A 23,880-nucleotide genomic window follows, 5' to 3' on the forward strand; every position below is an offset into this window, starting at 1 on the left:
AGGCGATACATGAACTTGGCAAATGGATTGGTTTTTATGTAAATTAATAGCTTGATTACAAAGGTTGAGCGCCTTTAATTGGAGTGTGTCTACCCCAATCAAAGGCGCTCAGATTTCAAAAGTCTTACTGCGTATATGTTATTACTTTCATTTATCATTATGATCTGCACGTATCTATTTAATCCAATTGCTTTATATACCACGCATCCATCGCAGAATGTTCAGAACCTGATAATGGTTTATCCAAAAGATTAAAGCCAAATTTTTCGTACAAAATACATGCTGTTTTTAATTCATGCTTTGTTTCTAAGTAACACTTTGCATAGTGTTTAGAGGCGAAAGACAAAGCAGTTTCCATTAACTTCTTCCCCATACCATACCCTTGTGCTTTCTCACTTAAATATAGTTTTTGTAATTCGCAGACATGATCTGGTTCGTTAAACGGGGCTATCCCGACACCACCAACAACTTCTTCCTCTATTTCCACCACCCAGTATTGGGCATGTTTTAAATGATTATAATAGTAGTGAAGGTCATTGAGTTGAGGGTCAAAATAGGCTGTGCCAGGAATTGCTAACCCAAGTGTTTTTAGTGAATCTTGTATTATTTCTTTAATTTTTGCGTTGTCCTCTTTTTGTATTTCTCGAATAATCATACACAAACTCCTTCTACTAGGTCTTAATTTTGATATCATTTTGACTTAAAAATTTTACTAGATCATTACTCAGCTGCACAATCTCATTATTAGCGTTATTTGCGTAATCCGGCAACATCATATCCCTAACCATTTTAGTTCGTAGCCATGTCATAAAGAAAAAATCCAATATAAAGTTTGGTAAATGAAGCACTATTTTTAGCATTGGTGGATCAATTACAACGCCAGCTTTTTGTATTGCCTTTAGATGCGCTTTTAAAGAAACTGTTATTTTGCGTGCCGTATTTCTGGCTTCCACTGTTTTTTTGTCGATTATCTTATTCTCGGTTTGCAAAAAGCTCAACATCGCAATGTCTGATACGGAATGAGTGATTAGATACGCTTCCATATCCTTCTTAATAACGTAGGGAAGCTTTGCTGTTTTGAATATTTTTGCAAGGTTTTCTATACGTTCAGTCATCACACCATTAATTTCTCCAAATGCAGTTGCCGCAATAATCTTTGGTAGAAATCGGGCATGCAATACACCATCTTTAATCTGTCCGCCGAAGCCCGGAAAAGCGGGTAAAAGTCTATCCCCCACGATATTCAGCCATGAAGAAAATCCCCTTGAATTACTAGTCATCGTAACTATATTTTTGCTTTGATTATCTTTTAGCGCCAACAACGCTGAGTCTGACCGGTCATAACGAACGGTAACAAAAATATAATCGTAGACATCGTCATCTTCAAGTGTGTCAATGACATTCACTTTTAGTGATCTAACTGTACCATTGTCCATATATTGCAGGCCATTTTCTCTTAATGATTTATATCTATATGAACGTGCAAACAGGGTAACTTCACACCCTGCCTCGATAAGTTTAATTGCGTACATGCTCCCAATGACACCTGCACCAAAAATTAAAATCCGATCTTGTTTTGTTGACAATAAAACCACTCCTACCTATTAATATTTCTTTTTTATTATCCGACAACATGTTGTATGATGTGATTATAAATTTTCATAATTCATGCATCAACCATCAGTTTTTTATGATTTGTCGGATGATAATCTTATTCAACTAGTAGGAGGAAGCCATGAAAAAGCAACCCCAAATAACGGAGAAAACAAGACAAACCTTTGTTGAAGTTTTTTGCGAGTTATATAGCCAAAAACCAATCGAAAAAATTTCAGTTCAGGAAATCGCGAATAAGTCAGGATATAACCGTAGCACCTTTTATCAATATTTTACTGATATTTACGATTTGTTAGATGCTGTTGAACATGACTTGATGAACAATATAAAAGAAGAATTGGCAACTAAAGAGTTCTCCATCCATACGGTTCAAGATGCGTTCCATTGTCTGGACAAAAAAGAGCATCTTTTAGTTCTCAATGCCCTTTTAGGTGATTATGGAAGTTTCCGTTTTCTAAAACGCTTACGAAAAGAAATGACCCTGGATCGATTGGCATTAAATATTCCGCAAAACCCTTCCTTAACGCCTTACTTGATTGAATTTTACCTATCAACTTCTCTTTCCTTATTTCGTCTTTGGCTCCAGCGAGATAAGGATTTATCTTCAGAAGAGTTTTTCAAGTTAGTAGACAACCTTTATAAAAAGGGGGCTACATCCTATTCTAAAGAATGAGTCTGCCATTCAAATCTAATTAGTTGAAACAAAGGTAGGTAGCTAATCACATTCATCGGCTACCTCCGATTTTATTACGCTTAGGCGCTTGACACTTTCTTCTCCATCGCTCCAAATTAACCATAATTATAATATGTACCGTCACTAGCCTTACCTTGCTAGTAGCAAAAAAACTGCTTGCCATATATGGTAGAGTACCGCAAGCAGTCTTTTTGATTCTTTTTATATCATGATATGTCTTCGTTCAATCCCAGCCACTGCACCGCTAACCCGAACTTGTTTGATGTCACCGCTCTCGCTCAGGTGCAATCCTACCTTAATTTCAGAAGGACAATTCATCGAATACCCTTGTCTGAACATGACATGTACTACTTCTTTCATAGATAGCTCGCCATGTTGGTACAAATAGCAGAGTAGTGCACCGTTGGATGTTCCTGTCGCACTTTCCTCGGGAATATCGTACAGCGGCGCAAAGTTTCGACATTCCGCAGTAGCATTGTCTGGAGTATCCATCGTGAACAGATGATATCCTACTACATCATATTTTTCGCAAATGGCGGTTATGGCGTCAAATTTTGGCTGAATCTCATTCAAGAGATCTCTACTGCGGATTGGGATCAAAATATCACGCAGACCCGTCGAAACAATCTCGATAGGCAACTCGGTTTCTAGGTCTTCAGGAGCTATTCCCAAGGATGGGGCGATTTCCTCACAGGATATCTTTTCAGAAAATTGAGGTAAAGCCTGTGATAAATAAACAAAACCCTCCGAGCTAATATCCACATCCAAAATCCCTGCCTTGGTTTCAATCGTATAAGAGCTTGCTGCGTTAGCCAAACCCAGCGAATGCATTAGTCCAAATGCACCAATCGTGGCATGCCCGCACAGATCAACTTCGCTTGCGGGAGTGAAATAGCGAATTTTGTAATTGGCTAATGTGGATTTCTCTATAAATGCCGTCTCTGAATAGCCTACCTCCTTCGCTATGAGCTGCATATCAGACGCTTCCAGTGAAAGGTCATTCTCCAAGACAACTCCTGCGGGATTCCCACCATGCTCCCCTTTTGCAAACGCGTTCAACGTATACACTTCCACTTTCATGTTGCTCATCCTTTCCTTATCTTCAAATCCATATGTAATTTTAAACCTATCAATCTTACTGTTATGACACAATCGTCATTGTGTAAGCTCATAGTTTAACAAGAATGTACGCCTTTTGGAATCTTTAATTTAAATGAATATCATCTTCTTCAATTAAAAACGTAGTGAGTTGTCCATATAGGAAATGCCCCGCTGATGACTCAGCAGAGCTTGAATAACTCATTTATTTTCATTTAAGATACGAACTAACACTAGAACGATTTTGTGATGATAACGAGCAGAATAAAGAGTACAAGGATTGCCGCAGTAGACGTACACATACCGTTACCAACTCCACCTATATTGTTACAATCGTATCCAACTTTACTCATATCAAAATATGAAAAGAGCCGTAGGGATACTTTCCCATACAGCCTTTAACTTTATTGCCATCTATGTTCTTCTAATCGGAAATGGTAGCAAAATGAAAGACCCTTCCATTAATGAAAGGGTCTTATAAACACGTAGTTCGAGAATAAATTTGTAAGAATAAAAACTTACTGCCTTTTCTTTCCTAAATCTCTTAGTTAAGCAACTGGCGAATCTCCTCGACTTCCAGACGGGTAACTGGCTGATACGCTGGACTCTGTACATAACGCTGGAAACTGTATAACAACTGTCTTCCCTCCAGGGTTGCCATTAGGCTCTCCAGATTCAGCGCCCCCATCAGCACTCTACCATTCAGCACCTGGAACTCCATCAATAGTCCGAGCTTATGATTACGTTCAAAATTGTCAATGGTCTGCACAATGGGTTGCAGGTCTTTATTCAGATCATCCAGAATGATGGATGACGACTCGGAAACGATGCTCCACCATGGATAAGTTGAATACTCTTCTGTAACAAAATGTTCAAAGACCGGATGCTTCTGTTGAATCAACAAGCCCATTGTGCCCACGGGAACTTCTCGTTTCATATTTTCGGATATCGATCGGAACATGGGATAAGACCAGAAATCCGTGCTATAGAAACCTTGGATCGCATGTTGAATCTGGTTAGGATTCGGGAAAAATAGAATATCCTCTCCTTGCTCCAGCAGTGCCAGCGCCTCTTCCGAGAGTTGGGTGAATAGATTCAAATTGCTCAGATCCACCTCTTGTTGACTCGGGTAAATCCACAGGTCGTAAGACTTACGGATATCCGTGCCCGGAATAGACAATTCCATCTCTACTTTGGTCATATTGGAGACTTCAGGAATAGGAACACGGAGTTCCGTGATACTCACATGATTTTCACCGTGGAATGCTGGCAGATGAACTTCACCTTCCATAAGGATACCGTCTTCGATCTGATCGCTTTGAAGCACCCACTTCAGTTGAAGCCCATCCAATGCTTGTCTCCGGAAGTAACTTAGTTCAATACGTGCTTCGAACAATTCACCGGCTTGATAATTATATTTAGGAAATCTCGCCAGCAGCACAGCATCGGAACAGAATGTTCTCCACTCTTCAGGTGTAATCATGCCCTTGGAATCCATGAATGCGTCCAGTACACCTACCAGCGCTGTCCCCTGACCACTGAAATCCTGGAGATCCAACAGCTGGAACCCGGCTAGTTGCTGCGAACGAAAAGCCGCTTCCAGCTCCTCCTTGTAACATTGAACCGCGAGTTTACCAGAAGCTCTGAAGTAGGCTGCCGCCAGATGTCCCAGTCCTTTAGCTTCCAGACGTTCTCGAAACACTTCGAAGTTTTTCGCTTTGAGAGAACCCGTGTATTTGTTAATTTCCTCGAAATTAGGAAATGTGGCGTATTGCCCAATTTCATGCGAGATGACCGGTACATGTGAAACAAGTTGGTCGCTTCCGGCTTCCGCCTGAACCGTTTTGGAGCCCGTCCCATATTGAATCTGAATCTCTTTCTCCCCCGTTTGCGAAGAGGGGTCAGCATCGCTTCCTTGCGCTGGTACAATGTTCGAATCATAATCTTTCAACGTGTTTGGCAAGTCGGTCTGCACATGACCCAGCGGAGCATCACACATTGCATACGATCCTCTAAACAGGCGTTCTTTGGAGAAACGTACTCCACAGAAAAATTCACTTTCCTCCAGAATGTCCGGCACAAACTGAAAGTTATTGGAACCGTCAGTATATAGATGACGATGATCGTAAGCTTTATATTCCTTTAAGATCGTATTCAACTTGTCTTTGCTTCCCCATAGTTCATTCCCCATGGACATCATGACAAATGAGGGATGATTACCAAAGGCTTTTAGCATCGCAAATCCCTCGCTAATCAAGTAATCCTGCTCTGCTTGATCGTGCCCATCTGAGGATTCATCCGTAATCGTTCCCCAGAACGGTAGCTCAGGCTCCATGTAGATACCCGTTAGATCCGCTGCAATAAAAGCAGCCTCTGGCGGGCAACAGGTATGGAAACGGTAGTGATTGATGCCGTAGGACTTAGAGATAGCGAGAATACGAATCCATTCATTCACATCTGTTGGCGCGTATCCGGTTAGCGGAAAGATCAGCCCGTCATGTTTACCTCGAAGAAATGTTTTACGACCATTAATGGTGAATTTGTCTCCAGCCGCCCGGAATTCTCGTAGTCCCGTCCAAACTTTGGTGGAGTCCAGAACTTCGCCGTTCAGGTCTTTCAGTTGGATATGAAGTTTGTACAGATTAGGTTCATCATCACTCCATAACATGGCATCTTCGCCAATCTTGTACGTCAGCTGAATCTCCTGCATAGCTGGGGTGAAAATCTGTTCCTCCGTCGTAATCACCGGATCTGCACTGACCGCAACAGCGGATACCACGATTTGCACGTCTTGCAGTTCACCGACAAGTGCTGCCTTGATCTCGAAAGATCGAGTCCCTACAACGGGGTAGACTTGAACATTGTCCAGGAAAACACGCTCGAAAAATTGAAGTTCCAGCTTCCCTGTAATCCCGTTCCAATTCGTCTGTGTGTCCTCAGAAGTAAGGTGACCGCCTTTGGTTGGATAATCGGTATTGTCCACTCGAATCGTAATTGAATGCGTTCCAGCGGTTAGCCCGGCCTGAATCTCGTAACGGTGAGGTGTATTCAAACTGTTCTGTGTCCCCAATTCTACCCCATCAATCCAGACTGTCGTCACTCTCGTGCGCTCCAGGTGCAAGAAGCAACGTTTGTTAGCCATGTACTCAGGGATTTCAATCTCTCGTGAAAACCAGGCATATCCCTCAAATAAATACTCATCAGTCAGCGCACCAATTAACACATTTTCGTTTTTCTTGCCCTTGCCAGCATGAGATGTAGTATTCGGCAATGTTATGACGTCTGAAAAATTCAGACCACGCTCTACCTTATGTTCATCGAGTTGAAGTCTCCAGGTGCCTTCCAGATTGAGTGAAGCTATCATGATAATGTCCCCTTTTAAATGATATTGTTTATACGGGTAATCGCTTACAGGTTAAAGAAACCGTTTTCGATAATCATAGCTATAGTATAAACTTGATTGAGGTTCCCCGCATAGATTGTTCGCTATTAAAAATCAGAAAATATTTATAAAAGTGTACTATGTTCCAGATCATGGTATATTTTATTCAATAAACGATATAAGGAGAGAGCAATGAATCATACATAATTGAGATCACCGAAACTAGAAAGTGAATCTAGAGACTAATTTTAAGGAGTTTACTATGCCTAATCAATTTGTAAAAAGTTTAATGATCGTATTTTGTTTGCTTTTGATACTACCGACAACAACTATTTTGGCAGCTTCAATCGTTAAAGATCCAGTTCTGGCAAAAATCATTCGAACAGATTTGAAGTTATCGAGTAAAAAAGAACTGGAAGCAGCTCATTTAAAAAAGTTAAAATCCTTGTATTCAACAGAATCGAAAAGCAAAATCTCTAATTTGCAAGGGCTTGAATATGCAGTCAACGTAGTGGATTTAGTCCTGCCGGGCAATAAAATCAAAAATTTAAAACCAATCTCCAAGCTGACAAAAATAAACTTTCTGGTTTTAGATGCAAATCAAATCACCGATATATCTTCACTTTCGGGATTACGCAATTTGGAAAGCCTATTGATTAGCGATAACCAAATAAGAAGCCTAGAACCTTTGAAAAATCTACGCAATTTGACAAGTTTGCTTGCCAGCGATAATCAGGTATCGGACTTAAGACCACTTCAGAAGACGAAACTTGAATGGCTCATTCTACAGAACAATCGGATACAAGATTTGACACCTTTAAAGAACCATCCAACTTTACAACATCTATATCTGCAAGATAATCTCATTCAGGATATTACTGTGCTTGAAACGATTCCTCATTTAACCGAAGTAGATCTGGGCAATAATCCTCTGAATGAGCAAGCGGAGCAAGTCATAAAAAACTTGGAAAAGAAAGGAGTTATTGTGAACCTAGATATCGATGAAGTTGATCCAATGAAAATAAGCTGAGTCATAACACATTCATAGATTATGCTTTTCGTACAGCCCTAAGAGGTCGTTATATATTAACGACCTTCTTAATGGTAAGACTAATTCTTTTACATCCCAGCTAACCTTAACATATCTTCAAGTGTCAATTTTCCAATAATCTTATAACCTTCATCATTCCCGAGTGGTTTTATGATCACAGTCTCCATACTGGAGAGCTCTCCCAGCTCCATGCCTGGTGGGAAGGAGTGAGCTATAATGACTCTGTTAAACTGGTTTGAAGGCGTTTGTTCGACTTGCTTTGTAAATGCTTGAAGAGTACGCTCTACAGTTTCGTTCGTTGGATGTTGACTAAGTTTATATATGTCCAACCAGAAATCATTAACTTTTACAGCTTGATCACCAAAAGCAATCTGAGCCGTTTGGAGTGTTCTACATAGTGGACTCGCTTCGACGGGAATATAGACAGGAATGTTTAGTTTTCGAATTGCGATGCCATACTTCTCAGCCTGTTCCTTGCCCTTAGCGCTCAGGTTCCTTTGTGTTGAACAATCCGTTAGATCAATACTCTGTTGATCTTCCCCTACAGTTGCATCTCCATGACGGACGTAAAGTGTATATCCTCCCTTTTGAAGATCATTTATAAGAGAAGGATCGGTTATTTCTGTTCCACTTGCACGACAAGTTGTTCCATACAAGAGGAAAAAACACGTCACAATAGTGAATAAACGGTACATTTTCTTCCACCTTTTTTTCACTACTCTCCCCTTTTTACGAAATTCTATACAGTGTTTATTTATTTGTAGGTATGGAATACGCGTACCAATGAAGTCACTTACTCTATGTCGACAGGATGTTTCAACTGATCATTATAATAATCAATATATAACCGACCATCACTTCCTAGAACTGCGTAAAAAACATCACTAATCTGTTTATGCTGAGTTGTAAGAACTTTAAACAAATGATCTCGAGGTGCGTTGTTTAGATTTATATTCTCTTCCAACAGCTTACCATCCATAATTAACTCAATCGGTAATCGTTCTTTTTTGTTGTTTATGAGATGGATGTCATCCAACGTGACTGTTCTGAATTTCTTTTTTTTCATGACTGAAACTTGACCATTTACTTCAAGCAATGCATATTCTACTTCATTGATATCAAAGACATCTTTTTGCCTTAACGTCTGGTTCAGGGAATCTAAAGTCAGTTTATTTTTCTCCAAATTTTGCTCAAGAATTTTCCCGCCTTCAATTAAAACTGTGGGAGAACCTTCAGCTAATAAACGCATTCTTCTACTTTTCAGATTTAGTTTAGAAAGCAAGTATGACGTTCCAGTAAAAACAACAAGCGAAATAATTAAGTGCATCACTTCCATTTTTTCATTAAACGCTAAATTGGCAGCGATAGCTCCCATAATTACAGCAGTTACAAAATCATGAAAGTTCATATTTGACAATGTTTGTTTACCGAGTATTCGGGCAATGACCAGTAAAAGCAAGAAAGCAGAGATACTTCTAATGAGGATGATGAAGTGATCCAACAATATGAACACCTTTTTCTTATGATATAGTTGTGGGTACTTTTATATCATCTCATCTTAGTACCTTAAACATACCTACCGTTTTAGACTTAAGTTTCTACTAAACAGATTCGATAGATAACTAAAAGGACCTGCCGCATAAAACCGACAAGTCCAAATGGATAAAAAGAATTGCGAAAAAGATTCGTTTTATTTTAGGCTAATACAAACTCAATAACTTCTCGATTGAATTTTTCTTTTTCCTCATAGAAAGGGGCATGTCCGCTGTTTTCAAAACGAACAAGTTTTGACGTCGATACGATTTCATGAGCTTGTTCGGCGGCTGAGAATGGACACACTTGATCGTGAACCCCATGCAGCATCAGTGTCGGGACACGGATGGCTTCAAGATCGGAGCGAAGATCCTCGCTGCCGATTGATTTTACCGTTTCGATCGTCGCATGAACATTCGCCTTCATCCCCATGTGCCATAACCAGTTTTCTATCCCTTGGGAAGGCATCGTGTGGAAAAACCCTTTAAACATATTCGTCAGCGTTTGTGGCCGATCGGCTTGAAGTCCGGCGATCAATTCATGTACCGCTTCTTCTGGAAGTTTACTCAACGTCGCAGCTCCGAAAAGCATCAATTTGGAAACTTTATATCCCCGATGTCTGCCCATATACCGAGTTACAACCCCGCCGCCCATAGAAAAACCGGCCAGTGTAACGTCATTAAGATTAAGCTGGTCGATCACTGCTTTAATGTCGTCTGCCATCCGATCATAAGTGTATCCGTTCAGCGGGTGGTCGGAACGGCCGTATCCTCGCAGATCGATTCCGATAAAACGGATACCATGTTGAGGCAGTACCGATTGCTGGTACTCGTAGATCCGATGATTGACAGGCATACCGTGTACAAATACAATAGGTTTCCCTTCGCCAACATCTTCTACATAAAGAGTGACATTTTTCTCGACCTCAATATAATGACCATTAGCTGTATGCAACATTATAATTTCCCCCTTATAGTTAACCATTCCGCTCTATATCGTCACCGTAGACTTCATGAGCGGTCGTACTCCATGATTTGGGCTACCTCCGTAATGAAAGCTTTGAGCTTTGCGGCTCGTTGCGGTCATGACGTCAAGCAATTCCATTTTTCCGTAACCCAAGAACCTTTACACACACTTGTAAGCAAACATTGTTCTAGAAGAGAACGGATATAGCAATACAAGCGACCGTTATGCATTTCTTGACGTGTTTCGAATCCCCCGAGAATAAGAAATGAATCGAAATTCGCTTCTCCTCATCACGATGGATCCTCCCTGAAGATATTGTTGGCTTGAGAACTTCTTCATGTTATCATCGGTTTATCCATTTTAAAAACGAAAAGATATGATAGAATCCATTTGTTTTTTCGATACCTAGGAGGAAAAATCATGTTGGAGAACTTGGAAGGACGGTCGTTGCTTACTTTTTTGGCCGTATTGGAAGAAGGAAATTTCAGCCGTGCCGCAGAAAAGCTGGGCTATGTGCAATCGACGGTTACTTCACAGATCCAGTTATTGGAGCAAAGCTGCAACCAAAAACTATTCCACCGACTTCCCCGTGGCGTAAAACTGACTGAAGCGGGCGAACAGTTTGCGCTTTATGCCCGAAAATTTGTACAGTTGGGTCACTCACTCGAAGAAGCATTAGAAAATCTGGATCATCCTCGTGGCACGTTGCGTTTGGGATCGTTGGAGTCATTTTTGGTGACGCGAATGTCCAATTTTATGCATTCTTTTTTCAAAGAATATACCGAAATCCATCTGCTGCTAGAAACGGGATTTCAAGCGGATATTGTCGAACAGGTTCAGTCTCATGTAATTGATTTTGGAATCGTACCGATGAATCCCAAAAAAGAAGATTTGATTTTTGAGCCGCTGATCGAAGAGCAAATGATCGTCGTCGCCTCCAAAAATCTGGCTCATTTGATCGAAAACGAAGGATGGGAAAATACCTCGGGAATTCAGATGATCGGCTTCGGTTCCCGCTGCGTATATCATACGGAAGGACTCAAACTGTTAAGCGAAATGGGGCTACCCTCCGAAATCCGTTCGACTGGATTTGCAAGTAGCGAACTTGTACGGCAGGTTGTAACTTGCGGACTTGGTGTTGCTCTTGTACCTAAAATCATGATGGCTCAAGAACTTGCGGAAGGCAGCGTCATTTCGCTCCCCCTGCCTCGACAAGTCACCTTCGTTCACGGCATCGTTCGGCACAAAAAACATGTATTGAACACACCCTCCAAAGTGTTTTATCGCGCATTGACCGAATATTTTTCCAATCAAACTTCAATAGGATCAATCTGATATAAAATGTCGCACTACTAAACTGGAAAAATCAATCGGTATTGTCCACGCGAATCGTAAATAAAACAAAACCCGCCTATTCCTTCAGTAGGAATAAACGGGCACAATGCTACGGGTCTTGTGATTGGCATCCAGCCCCTAGGGTTTCATATCCTATGTCACATCATGTTTGCTTACCAAATATATAGATCTTTTCCTTTTAATTTGAAGATCGCTTCAATAAAGAAATAATCTCCATAAATGATGGACTGGTGATGTTCTTTCGTATGGTAAGCCGCTGACCCATTAATTAGGATGCAGTCACAGTTCTTCGTCCAGTCTGCACGAGCCTCATCGAGTACCTTCAAGAGTTTTATCGCAGCATCCAGATAAAGCGCCTTCTCATGCATCCCGACAGCCTTAGATATTTCAATGAGTCCACATGCAGCAATCGCTGCGGCCGTGGAGTCTTCGTATGCAGGTTCTTTGGGCTGCCTAAAGTCAACAGGAATAATTCCATCATCTGGAATATTTGCAATAAAATAATGAGCAATACGCTTTGCTGTATTGAGGTATTCTTCTTTGCCTGTACGAATATAGCTCATCATAAAACCGTAAAGCCCCCACGTCTGACCTCTGGACCAGGAAGAGCCTTCCTCATATCCTTGTCCTCCATACGATCTGACAACTCCCCCATTAAACGGGTCAAATTCAACAATATGATTGACGGATCCATCCGGACGTACAAATGTTTTCATGACTGTATCTGCATGTCTCATAGCGATCTGCTTGAAACGGGGATCGTCGGTTTCTTCAGTGGCCCAATAAAGAAGCGGAATATTAAACATACAATCAATAATCGCCCAACCTCGAGTATCTTCTTCAGGAAGGTCGTTCCATGCTCGTATAAATTCCCCTACTAGATTATAGCGACCTGCCAGAAGATTGGCCGCATGTAGCGCCCGTTTGCGAGACTGTGGATTTTGGGTGATCTTATAATTTGCGACACTGGTTGGCAGCCACATAAAGCCCACATCATGATGCAATCCGTAATACTGCTGTAGCCCGGCATCTAATTTATCTTCAGAGAGGTTCGCATACTCTTTGTATTTCTCCTGACCCGTTACATGATACATTTGCCACATCAAACCACCCCAGAACCCATTGGTCCACCAATTGATTCCGTCAGCATGTGTCCCGCTTGGATTCTGGACTGATCTGTCATCATGTACCCCATTAATGGTCGTATAAGGAATTTTATCCTTCGATTTCTCACTCACCCAGTCCATTTTATCGGTTATACGTTGAACGACTTCTTGAAGCCAAATATTCGAATTTTCAGTCTGCATATACTTCCTCCTCTAAGCTAGAGATGAGCAGGTTAGCAGACGAGCACCATTTCCACGTTCATCTGCTAACGATCTTGCCTTCATCTCTGAAAAGTTCTCTTTATTTATTGCGCTCCTCATAGATCTGTTGAGCTTCATCCAGTTCCGACTGTCCTCCCGAGTTCAACCACTGTGATCGGAAATCATCGAAGTCTTTGTCCGTATTGGCTTCACCGGAGATGGCTTTAATATAATATTGAGCCTGCAATGTATTTAAAATTGCCTCATACTGGGCTTTCGTGGTCATCACCGTGGACTGCATCAGATCAGTCAGGACTGTAACGTCCTCCACATTAGTCAATTTCTCTTTGAAAGCCAGCTTCTCAGGAGAATAGTGATGCTTCATCATAGAACTTACTTTGGCACCGAATGGATTATAGAAACCCGCACCCAGTTCACTCATTAACTCGGTACCCGCCGCGGCTTCTGTAACAACTGCCAATTCGCCCTCCAGGTTATAGGAGTTTCCTTTTTCGCCAAACACCGTCGTTAAGTAACCTTCCGTATCCGTTGTGACATACTCAAGAATTTGCAAAATCTTGATTCGTTTGGCATCATCCTTCTCCAGCTGTGCTCCAAACAACAATGGAGGCTGCAAGGCTCCGTTAGCCATTGCGTACTTCTTGCCGTCCGGTCCAGCGAATGGAACACCGGGAACAAGTTCAATGCCTTTGTCCTTGGAGATCAGGCCAAAATATCCATCATCATACAGATGGTGCCACATTCCCGTCTCGATGATGCCCGTTCGCAGACTGACAAACTTGGTTTGAATCTCGCTATTGCCATCGGTGATGAACTCCGGATCAATAATGCCTGCCTTATACCATTCATTGAGTAACTTCAGCGCATTGCGAGCTTCCTCTGTAATTGCGCCATAAGTTACTTTGCCATTCGCGTCCAGTTTGAACTGATAAGGAGCCACTCCGTAAGCTGCAAACACCGTATTGAACAGCTGTGCCTGGGCATCCTTGCCTCGTCCGGTCAAACCATACGTATCCTTTTTACCGTTTCCGTCCGGGTCGTCATTCATGAATTTGGTCAGTACATCCTCAAGCTCGGCAAGATCCTTTGGAGGTTCATTGTAACCAATAGCCTTCAGCCATTGTCCGTTGTAAGCCGGAATAAAACCGGTTGCGCCTTCCCCCCAAACCTTGGGAACACCCCAGTTCTTGCCGTTGTACGTCCCCGGATCCCAGGCATTAGGATCAACACTCTCCACATCCGCGGTGTATTTGGGCATGTATTGCTTAATTTCCTCTTGAGATACACTAGCAAGGATACCTTGATCCGCCCATTGCACCACATCACCTACAGTGCCATCTACAGAAATAATGTCCGGAATCTGGCCGGAAGCCAGCATGACGTTGAATTGTTCTTTCCAGGTAGCCGTTTCGAAGGAAATATTCTTGAACTTCACATTAAATTTCTCCTCCAAAAACTTCTGTACGTAATTGTTATCGGCCTTCGGGATATTCCAGTTGTTTGCAATTGAAATTTCAATTGGCTTCTCAGTGCCTTTGTCGGAAATTTCTTCTGTACTATTGTCGGTACTCCCTCCACCACTGCAACCGCTTACTAATAATGAAGCAGATAACACTATGCCTAGCATACCGGTTAATAATCTCTTTTGTTTCATCTCTGAATTCCTCCTTTTGATCCTAACTAACTATTCACTTATTTGAATCAAGAAGCCTTAAGGCAGCTTGAATGAACCCGTGTTAGCCTTTGAGCGAGCCCACCATCGTTCCTTTTACGAAGTACTTTTGCAGGAAAGGATACACAATAATGATAGGCAGTGCCGTGAACATCAGCGTAGCGGCTTTTATCGGTTCCTGGTATCCCAATTCCGAGCCCTTCACATCTGCTGCGAACATGGATAGATTCTCTCCTGTGATGACCACTCGTCTCAGGAAGGTCTGAAGTACCTGTTTAGAAGGGTCCTGGATATATAACACCGCGTCGAACCAGGCATTCCAATGGCCTACCGCAGACCATAATGACAAGGTGGCGATAACAGGCATCGATAGCGGAAGGACCAGCTGAAACAGAATACGTAGATCATTCGCTCCATCGATTTTGGCCGAATCTTCTAGCTCATCAGGTATGTTCTGAAAGAAATTACGCAGAATTAGCATGGAGAACGTACTGATCAACCCCGGTATAATGTACACCAACCGTGAATCCAGTAACCCAAGGGATTTGATCAGGAAGTAGGAAGGAATCATCCCCCCGCTGAAGAACATCGTGAACACAATCAACATCGTATACACATTGCGATGCGGCAAATATTTGCGAGATAGCGGATATGCCCCAAATGACATGAACAGGATTGAGCAAACGGTTCCTACCACAGTACGAAAAACCGTATTCCCGAATCCCATCCAGATATCCTGATTGCCCAGTACCTTCTCCCATGCAAAGAATGATACCTGCTGAGGATACAGATGGATCCCCAATCTCAACGCTTCTGCCGGTGTGCTAAGAGAGATCGCAAGCATATGGACAAACGGATACAGCATGACAATACATAAAATCATCATGAACATAATCAAACCAACCTGAAATAGGTTACTGCCCCTGCTATACTTCACTGCCTTGTCCTCCAATCTGGTTATTCTGTTTAGAAAAGCCCCTGCTGTCCAAACCTTTTTGCCATATAGTTCGTTGCCAGTACCAGCGCAAAAGCAATCACATTCTTGAACAGACCGACCGCTGTCGTCAAGCTAAACTGGAAATTTTGCAAGCCTACCCTATAAACGTAAGTATCGAGAATATCCGCCACACTATAGGTTGCAGGGGAGTAAAGGTTCAAAATTTGGTCAAAGCCGGCATCCAGCACATTGCCAATACGCAGAATAAACATCAGTACAATGACTGGCATAATTGTTGGAAGCGTAATACTGAGGGTCTGCCTCCAGCGACTCGCTCCGTCCATCACCGCTGCCTCGTACATCTCGGGCTGGACACCCGCAAGTGCAGCCAGATAGATAATCGTGCCCCAGCCAACTTCTTTCCAAATCGCTGAAATGACCAGTGTTGACCGGAAATGATTCGGATCCCCCAGAAAATAGACCGATTCTAATCCCACAAGCTGCAGCAGATAATTAACTACACCGGATGATGGAGACAACAGTGTGATTAATATCCCTGAGAGAATGACCCAGGAAAAAAAATGCGGCAGATAGGTCAGCGATTGTGCTACCCTTTTAAAGGCCCCAGACCGGATCTCATTAATCAGGAGAGCAAGTATGATCGGTGCCGGGAATCCAAATAGAATATGCAAAAAACTGATGATGATCGTATTCTTCAGAATTCGTAAAAAATCAGGAGATTGAAAGAATAAAAACTCGAAATGCTTAAAGCCCACCCACGGACTGCCCCAGATTCCATCCATAATTCTGAAATCCTTGAAGGCCAGTTGGATCCCGTACATTGGGCCGTATGCAAATACGGCGTACCAAATGATTACCGGAGCAAGCAGCAGAAACAGATATCTGCACTTCTTGTATTCCCTCCAAGTTGCTGCCCATTTTGACGGCTGTTCATTGAATATACTTTTCTTGCCGCCCACTTCCGGATTGTGCACCGGGTTCATGATAACTACTCCTTTCCAACCATCCAAAATTCCTCAAGCCACACTTCAATCTTAGGGTTATGTAAGCGCTTTTTCTATTGTAAGTTCTTTCGATTCTTTATAAATTCTTTCACGGTTTCTTATAAAATCTAACGAATTCATAAAAAATGACCGTTGCTTGGATAACATTCGTTAGATGCTCCAAACAACAGCCATATGAACCACCTTACCTTCTATCTGTATACTTGCTTCTGCTATTCCTTATCCAAAGATAATGAATCCAGAGTTGCCAGCTGTGAATTCCGATATTGTACTGGTGTTACGCCATAGCGTGATTTGAATTTGCTGTGAAAATACTGCGGATTTCGGTATCCGACTTGCGTTGCAATAGCCGACACCGACTGACGTGACTGATCACGCAGAAGATCCGCAGCTTTTTCCAGTCGCAGCCGGGTGACATATTCCGTAAACGATTCTTTGGTTCCTTCACTGAACAGTGTAGAAATATAAGCAGGTGCGAGTGAGACCTCCTTGGAGAGGATCTGAAGGGATAACTCCTCATGCAAATGTTCTGCAATGTATACTTTCAATGTACGGATCACATCCGTATGTGCATGGTTGCCCGCATACTTCAAATGTTCAGTAATCTGCATACTTAGTCTACGTATGCCTTCAACCGTATCGATTAGCGTATCCTTTTTTAATTCATCAAAGATATTGGAATGTGGCAGAAAGTGCTGTAATTTCAACTCAAGTACCGATTGATACAACTGCATTATTAATTGCAGCACAGCGAGCTCTGCAGTCTCGATCTGCATGTGACCATCCTGAAGGATCTCCAGAAAATGATTAATGAAATCAGCAACCGCTTCCTGATCTCCAGCCTGTAATGCATTTTTGAAATGATCGTATTGAAACAGATAAGGGGCTGTACTCATCTCTTGCACGCTGGAGTACGCAACGATTGTATCCTTTCCATATAGAAAGTGATATCTGCTTGCCTGCTTGGCCATCTGATAGGAATCGGCGAGTGCCTCTGGGTGGTCTACCCTACTCCCAATAGCCGCTCCAAACCGGGAACCCGGCTCTGTAGATTGCTGAGCCTCCTGCAACTCGGCTAGAATACGCTTCTCTGCGCCCTGTTCGTCAGGAAGAATATAATAAATCATAGCCGCCTCATTCTCATTTAATGGAACGAAAATACTGTGTAGAGACCGATCCATCTTTTCATAACGCATCTTCAAACCTGCACTGCCCTCTTCCGGAATTCGGAGATAGACGGTGTAATAGTGATATCCTGATTGAATGAACTGTTCCGCTTCGATCTCCAGACTTACGCCAAGCAAGAGGTTTTTCAACTGATTCTTCCTTGCTTGGGTTTCAAGGTTTACGATCTTTTCCTCCATCAGATGAAAGGTGTTACCGATAAAAGCGTACTCATTACCTAAGGACGAGACTGCACTTGATGTATGTAAACCTTTAATCTGCATCAACAATCTCTTGACCGGGATGTAGAGTTGTTTGGAGAAAAAGAACGATAGTAATAAACCGAATAATACAACGACGCCGCAACTAATTACGAGACTGTTTTTCAACTGTTCGGATGATAGAACAAACGAGTTCATCGGACGATACATCGCATACGTCCACTCCTGCTGCGAGTTCGCGGACTCCAGATAAGACAGCACAGCTTTGCCTTCCGCTCCTTCAATAATCTGTTCTCCACTTTGATGGTTGTGAATAGTACTTTGCAATAAGCCACTGAGGGCCTCATTATACTGCCCGGTGTGAAGCAGCTCTTGACCGGAAGAGTCAAAAATATACAGCTGGTCTGCCGAAGAACTCAAGATTCGTGAGGCCGCCGTCTGCAGATACTCCACCCCAACATCCATGAAGAAATACCCCATCGTGGGTACACCAGGTGTCTCATATGGCAGTTTGATCACATAGGTCATCACCTTGCTACCATCCGCCAATGTCCGAAACAGCCATTCTTTAGGCTTCACTTCGTCCAGCTCGAGAATGAAGTCTGCATCTTCAGATGTATTGCTCTTCATATGAAAGTTACTGGCATCCACGACATAGTGATTAGTCGGAAAAAAAACCGTAACATTGGTTAACCCTTCATTTTCAATCCTGTAGAATTCCAGTTCCTGCCGAAAGGAGGCAATCCGACTCAAATTCCCCTCCCAGCTCTTCGTTAACAATAGATTCAAGTTAAAGTTATTCTGAATAAACCGAATGGAGAGTGCCTTATTCTGCAGGTTGTCTTCATATTTCTTCAATATCGTCTGCTCGATATAATCCTTGGAGGAAATCAGGCGGTTTTTATTGTCTTTGGCAATCTCATCCTCCATCATTTTATTGGCCTGGGTATACCAATACCCACCCATAATACCGATCAACACCACGGACAGAACGGTATATGACAATATAAATTTGATAAAGATGGTTTTTCTGTATTCAGGCATTTACATCCACCCCCTGTAACTTCGCTCCTCGGTGTACTATCCCGTCTCCACAATAATGTATGCGCTATCATAAATGAGATCAACAATAGTTATTCATATTGCTTAAGCTACCAAAATCATTCTATAAAATCCAGTATAAATTCTTTCACTTCATTCTAATTTCTTTCAATCGTGTAGCTGATCTGCGCCGATCTGATCCAAATAAGACATAAAAAATGTCCCCAAGCCTCCTTGCTCGGAGACTCCGGGACATAAACCGATGCTTTCTTTTACGTTAAGGGATTCGTTAAATTCCTAATTCGCCCAGTAATTCTAGGTGTAATGATCGGCATTACCGGTGAGTGTCGTTAGAACACCTTAGAGATGATTACCGTTTTTCATCCTGGAACAGCACTTCTTCTCATCCTTCATCATTCGTTACCGTCTTGATAACCAGGGTCTTTATGGCCTGAAGCAAGTCATTGGCTGCGGAGTCAATCTCTGCCTGAGTACTGTCCGCAGCTTCCTCGATTGTTTTGGCCAGTGATTTGGCTGCCAACATGGTTGTAAAGCTAGCCTCATCATAGATTTCCGCCTCTAATGTACCCGCTTGTTCCAGAAGCTTTACCAGCAACGTTGGGTCAGTGGGCTTGCTGTACAATTCCAGTTCGGCCACATTGGCATAGCCGCCCGGTGAATAGTATCTCAGATATCGGAATGCTGTATCGTTGATTATCGGAGCTGTATACCATTGGACGCTGCTGATCCCGCTGATGGTATACAAATCGGTATATTGCGTGCCATCGTTAGAAGCCTGAAGAGTAGCTCCATTAACTCTTATAATTTCCGAATCCTTACCATTTCTCGGATAAAACTTAAAGCTTGATAATGACTCGGCCTGATTCACTCCCAAATCAATATCAATCCATGATACGGCATCCATGGTATCCGTAAACGTATCGACGTTGCCGTCCACGGCACGCCAACCATTCTGCTCTTTGGTTCCCTTGTTCTGATAGACTGGCGTGGAAGCTGCCACCATGGAAGGCGTTAGGCTAATCTGCTGTGCAGGCAGAGAAGCAATAGAAACTAGCTTTCCTTGAGCTTGGTACAACTCCTGCAACAGAGCAGATCGATCAGATGCTGGTTGGTTAAAGAGTGCTCGAATCTGCTCAACGTCTTGCATGTATTCGTAATAGCTTCCCTTGGTATAACCATCCGGGCTGACGACTTTGGAATCGATGCTGCGAATATCGTATTGTCCGTACAGTTCCACTTCAGCCACATTCCCGTTCCATGCAGCGCTGTTGTTAATTCTCAGGTATCGGTAGGTATCGTGATCAATTATTCTGTCCCCACCAACGTAAGTCCACTTGTTTTCTACTGTTCCTGTGACGGATGAACTCAAGTCTGTCCAGCTGTTATTGTCGTTCGAACCTTGCAGGACTACGCCATTCATTCTTGCAGGATAGGACGCTCTGGGCATCAGCATGATATCGCTCAGCGTAACAGATGCATCTGGTCCAAAGTCCACCGTATAGTAGGCTCCAGCTCCAGTAACCAGATCGCCATAAGTGCTCGTATTACCATCGAACAATAGATACCCTACCTGCTCCTTGCTCAGTCCGCCTGTACCATACTGTTTATCTGAAGCTGTTACGGTGGCCATCCTAGATATATCAAGGAGCTTGGACTTGTTCACCAAATATAGCGAAGATTGATCCGTCGTGAAGATGGAGGGATCTGCGGACAGCCCACTAGCCGTCTTATAGTTGATAGCAAACTGGATAGGACCTGTAGGCGCGTGATTGTCCATATCTGCTGATGCTGTCCAGTTCAGGTAATCCGTTGAATGCACTGTTGCCTCCTTACCTTGTATCACAGCCTGCACATCATGAATCGGTTCGTTCGATTCAAAGGTCAGCACAATCGTATTACCTGCATCAACGCGGTTCTGATTGCTCTGGGGAGAGCTTATTGAGAGCGATTGAATTTTATTATTCGTTTCATGTCGTTCTCCAAATATTCTGAATTCAGACAATTCCAACATGGTGCTCGATGGCTCAATCATCTGAATCTTCAAGAAACGGAAAGGCGTCTTCTTGTGTGCTTCGCTGACCTCCAGTGTCTGCATATCTTCAGACACAACGGTTAACTCTGGTGTTAATCGTATCCAGCTTTCATTATCATTGGAGCCAAAAACAGCAGTACCGCCAATCCGCTCAGGAAAGCTCGCCCTTACCTGAAGGGAGAAGGCTTCTGCACTCACTTTATAATCCGGTCCAAAATCCATGGTGTGCGTCAAATTGACGGCGTTACCATAAAATGCAAAACTTCCGGCGTAATTATCCAATAAATTGAGCGTTTCATTGTAAAACGTTGCGGCAGCCAGCATAACGGAATAGTCTATACTTCCATCCTCAAGATGCGGTGTTAACTCCCGGAGATTCACTACCGCAGATCTCAATTCGACCAGCTTTTGCAAAAACTCGTCATCTGAAGCCGTTGAGATTACGTCCATGACGTCGGCATATATGCTATTGTAGTGCGTTAAACTCGCCGATACATAGGTGGTTTCCGGGTTATAGGGGGCAATTACTGCAGCAACGGTAGATGACCGGTCAGCGCTCACAACGATCCTGACTTCTTTGGCTGTAATGGAGGTTCCATCCAACGCTCCTATTACTACAGAATAGGTTCCGACTTGCTCCGGCTTCCACGAAAAATCACCCGTACTTTCGTCAAACACAGCACCCTCCGGCTTGTGATCGATCTGGTAGCTGACGCTGTCACCTGTGCCTGCATCCGTGGCAGAAAAATCATACTGGAGTGAGGTATCTGACCCGACATACGTATAGAGGTCAAGGCTGGTTCCGCTATCGTTAAAAACAGGTGGAGTCAGCTGTTCACTGGCCTTAAGATGGATGTGATCCATATCCACTACAGCGCCTTCTCCCTGAATTCTGAAATACGTCAAATCACTTAGACCTCGCAGGTTGTGCATAGTATAGGTTACATATTTCCACTGTCCCCGGGTGTTCGGCAAAATTAAAGGAGCATCTTCCCACCCATTGATCACGAGCCTGGCTGTACCCGTAGTTCGTATTCGCAGACCTATGGTTTTAACGGGAGTGCTGGTGCTGACGATGGAGATACGACTGCCTTCCTCCGTCGCTGTAATCTCTACAAAGGATGTCTCCCCCTCTTGTTTGATCTCGGAATGGGAATCCAGACTTGTAGTCCGGTGCTCGATTTCATTCCAATCGGCATTCGTCGATACTTTTGGAAGTGTTGTTGCACCTTCACTCGCTGCTTCTTCAGGGATAAACATCCAATAATCAGCGCCTCCATCTGGAGATTCCCAGTAGAAAGGCAGTCGCTTCTTAAACATATCGGCATAGTAGGGGGCTTCCTCCTCCATATCTAAGCCTGCCGCATATTTGTAATAATAATAGAGGCCATAGACATTGCCGCCGATACGTCCTCTGTACCCTTCAGCCAGCTCCTTATAGATAATCGTTGGATTGCCATTGGCATCTGTATGAGCCCCAACCGGTGTCCATGGCGTATCATGACCCAGCATGAACTGTGCAAAATAATCAGCTGCCTTCAATATCCTTTGATCGAGATATTCGTAGGCATTAACCGCATTTTCCGCCGTGGACACCGTTCCTACGACTGGATCGACTTTGGTTTCCTGCGCTTCCAACAGGCGAGCCAAGATCTCCACATTGGTGATATCTCCGGCACCGTGGGCTTGATCCCTACCCATCTCCACATGCTGCACTCTCGGTGGAACCACTGCTTCACCTGTCAGAATGTTAGTATCCACCAGTCGAAATAACTGCTTAATCGAGCCGTTTTGTCCTTGATCCACAGCGCTCTCATTCACGGTAAACCATTCTACACCCTCATTGTAACGGTCACGGTTTCCTGTAAAGATATATCCAGACATGGCTCCAAGGAGGGGATACAGATGCTGGTTCATAAAATACCCGTTGTGATGCTGGAATGTATCAATGACCGGATAGATGAGATTAGTGCTAAAATCAGTTGTGTCCTGATCTGTCCACTCCAGTTCTTGTGTAGTGCTACTCGTATATCTTAAAATCTCTGCTGCTGTCACCATGCGATTCAATGGAATTCCGGTATGAATATGCGAATCCGTGAAATAGCTGTATTTGGCCGGATCCATCTGAGACCAGATTCGGATAATGCCCATCGCATTAGCTCTGTACTCCTGTTCTCCTGTTACATAGTACATGATGGCCTGCGTGTAGGCCTTTAAGCTATCTGCTATAAATTTCGAGTTGAAGGATTGGCTATTGAAATCCACGCTGCCAGGTTTTGTCGGATCCGAACTGCTACGATTACTGGATGTAACGTTTCTAGCTGCTGCTCCAGATTCAGTCATTCGTTTAAAATAACTGTACCAGGGCTCCTGCTTGGCCAGCACCTGTGTTCGCATATTCTCCAGAATGTCCTTGGTGAGCCCAATTCCGGGATGTTTGAAACCGATAGCATCAATTTCCTCATAAATCGTTGGCAGATACTCTGCTGCCGTATTCTCGTTCACAGACGCCTCACCTGATACCGGATAAGAATAACCCACTGCTACCAAACTAACGATTAACATAAACATCACAATATACTTGGCCTGGTTTTTTAAGCCGAACTTTTGTCTTAATACCATATACACTCCTCCTTCATGTCGTAGACTTGTGTGCCATTCAATTCGTTAATAATTGATGTTTCGTTATCTATAACATTGCCGGAGTTCACAAACTTCGTCCATTGCAAAATCATTCAATTTGTT

Annotated in this window: 17 protein-coding genes; 3 read left to right on the top strand and 14 right to left on the bottom strand. The window is 43.0% G+C overall.

Translation table 11 applies throughout. The features are described 5' to 3' along the window. Positions 1-178 precede the first annotated feature (178 nt). Together MH215_RS22585 and MH215_RS22590 are read right to left on the bottom strand one after the other, a co-directional pair. Positions 179-655: a GNAT family N-acetyltransferase gene (locus MH215_RS22585; protein ID WP_239293422.1), complete on the bottom strand. Its 477-nt coding sequence runs from the start codon at positions 653-655 to the stop codon at positions 179-181. Positions 656-671: 16 nt separating this feature from the next. After that, positions 672-1,595, bottom strand: coding sequence for a ketopantoate reductase family protein (locus MH215_RS22590; protein WP_481857475.1), 924 nt, complete (start codon positions 1,593-1,595; stop codon positions 672-674). A 140-nt stretch (positions 1,596-1,735) separates the two neighbouring features. On the opposite strand from MH215_RS22590, the gene MH215_RS22595 reads away from it, so the two are divergent. Next, complete coding sequence (locus MH215_RS22595; RefSeq protein ID WP_239293424.1) at positions 1,736-2,287, top strand: TetR/AcrR family transcriptional regulator; 552 nt, start codon at positions 1,736-1,738, stop codon at positions 2,285-2,287. A 222-nt stretch (positions 2,288-2,509) separates the two neighbouring features. Here the strand turns inward: MH215_RS22595 and MH215_RS22600 are convergent, their stop codons facing one another. The 3 genes from MH215_RS22600 to MH215_RS22610 form a co-directional block, all read right to left on the bottom strand. After that, positions 2,510-3,388, bottom strand: coding sequence for a PhzF family phenazine biosynthesis protein (locus tag MH215_RS22600; RefSeq protein ID WP_239293425.1), 879 nt, complete (start codon positions 3,386-3,388; stop codon positions 2,510-2,512). A gap of 251 nt (positions 3,389-3,639) precedes the next feature. Beyond that, complete coding sequence (locus tag MH215_RS22605) at positions 3,640-3,759, bottom strand: YjcZ family sporulation protein (RefSeq protein WP_239293426.1); 120 nt, start codon at positions 3,757-3,759, stop codon at positions 3,640-3,642. A 191-nt stretch (positions 3,760-3,950) separates the two neighbouring features. Continuing rightward, the gene (locus MH215_RS22610) at positions 3,951-6,770 is read right to left on the bottom strand and encodes a glycoside hydrolase family 2 protein (RefSeq protein WP_239293427.1); all 2,820 of its coding nucleotides are present in this window, start codon (positions 6,768-6,770) and stop codon (positions 3,951-3,953) included. Positions 6,771-7,050: 280 nt separating this feature from the next. Between MH215_RS22610 and MH215_RS22615 the strand changes: the two genes are divergently transcribed. Continuing rightward, entirely contained in the window at positions 7,051-7,818 is a 768-nt protein-coding gene (locus MH215_RS22615) for a leucine-rich repeat domain-containing protein (RefSeq protein WP_239293428.1), read from the top strand. 89 nt (positions 7,819-7,907) lie between these two features. Here MH215_RS22615 and MH215_RS22620 read toward each other — a convergent pair whose 3' ends face one another. The 3 genes from MH215_RS22620 to MH215_RS22630 all read right to left on the bottom strand — a co-directional run bounded on the left by MH215_RS22620 (position 7,908) and on the right by MH215_RS22630 (position 10,329). Then, positions 7,908-8,555 carry a histidine phosphatase family protein gene (locus MH215_RS22620; RefSeq protein ID WP_239293429.1) on the bottom strand — a complete coding sequence of 216 codons (648 nt, stop codon included), beginning with the start codon at positions 8,553-8,555 and terminating at the stop codon, positions 7,908-7,910. A 77-nt stretch (positions 8,556-8,632) separates the two neighbouring features. Further along, entirely contained in the window at positions 8,633-9,340 is a 708-nt protein-coding gene (locus tag MH215_RS22625) for a DUF421 domain-containing protein (protein WP_343224607.1), read from the bottom strand. Between the two features lie 194 nt (positions 9,341-9,534). Then, positions 9,535-10,329 (bottom strand): alpha/beta fold hydrolase, encoded by a 795-nt coding sequence (locus MH215_RS22630; RefSeq protein ID WP_239293431.1) that lies wholly within the window; start codon positions 10,327-10,329, stop codon positions 9,535-9,537. Between the two features lie 429 nt (positions 10,330-10,758). Here MH215_RS22630 and MH215_RS22635 point away from each other — a divergent pair, with 429 nt between their 5' ends. Beyond that, positions 10,759-11,673 (top strand): LysR family transcriptional regulator, encoded by a 915-nt coding sequence (locus tag MH215_RS22635; protein WP_239293432.1) that lies wholly within the window; start codon positions 10,759-10,761, stop codon positions 11,671-11,673. 173 nt (positions 11,674-11,846) lie between these two features. Here the strand turns inward: MH215_RS22635 and MH215_RS22640 are convergent, their stop codons facing one another. From MH215_RS22640 to MH215_RS22665, 6 genes are all read right to left on the bottom strand, one after another. Beyond that, the gene (locus MH215_RS22640; RefSeq protein WP_239293433.1) at positions 11,847-13,001 is read right to left on the bottom strand and encodes a glycoside hydrolase family 88 protein; all 1,155 of its coding nucleotides are present in this window, start codon (positions 12,999-13,001) and stop codon (positions 11,847-11,849) included. 100 nt (positions 13,002-13,101) lie between these two features. Continuing rightward, a complete protein-coding gene (locus MH215_RS22645) occupies positions 13,102-14,676 on the bottom strand; it encodes an extracellular solute-binding protein (protein WP_239293434.1) in 1,575 nt (524 codons plus the stop codon). An 82-nt stretch (positions 14,677-14,758) separates the two neighbouring features. Continuing rightward, on the bottom strand, positions 14,759-15,631 hold the full coding sequence (locus tag MH215_RS22650; RefSeq protein WP_239293435.1) for a carbohydrate ABC transporter permease: 873 nt from the start codon (positions 15,629-15,631) through the stop codon (positions 14,759-14,761). A 29-nt stretch (positions 15,632-15,660) separates the two neighbouring features. After that, positions 15,661-16,635 (bottom strand): ABC transporter permease, encoded by a 975-nt coding sequence (locus tag MH215_RS22655; RefSeq protein ID WP_239293436.1) that lies wholly within the window; start codon positions 16,633-16,635, stop codon positions 15,661-15,663. 233 nt (positions 16,636-16,868) lie between these two features. Continuing rightward, a complete protein-coding gene (locus tag MH215_RS22660) occupies positions 16,869-19,085 on the bottom strand; it encodes a helix-turn-helix domain-containing protein (RefSeq protein WP_239293437.1) in 2,217 nt (738 codons plus the stop codon). A 400-nt stretch (positions 19,086-19,485) separates the two neighbouring features. Continuing rightward, positions 19,486-23,757 (bottom strand): discoidin domain-containing protein, encoded by a 4,272-nt coding sequence (locus MH215_RS22665; protein WP_239293438.1) that lies wholly within the window; start codon positions 23,755-23,757, stop codon positions 19,486-19,488. Between the last annotated feature and the right edge of the window lie 123 nt (positions 23,758-23,880).

It is taken from the genome of Paenibacillus sp. ACRSA (assembly GCF_022346845.1).
Classification (GTDB): Bacteria; Bacillota; Bacilli; order Paenibacillales; family Paenibacillaceae; genus Paenibacillus.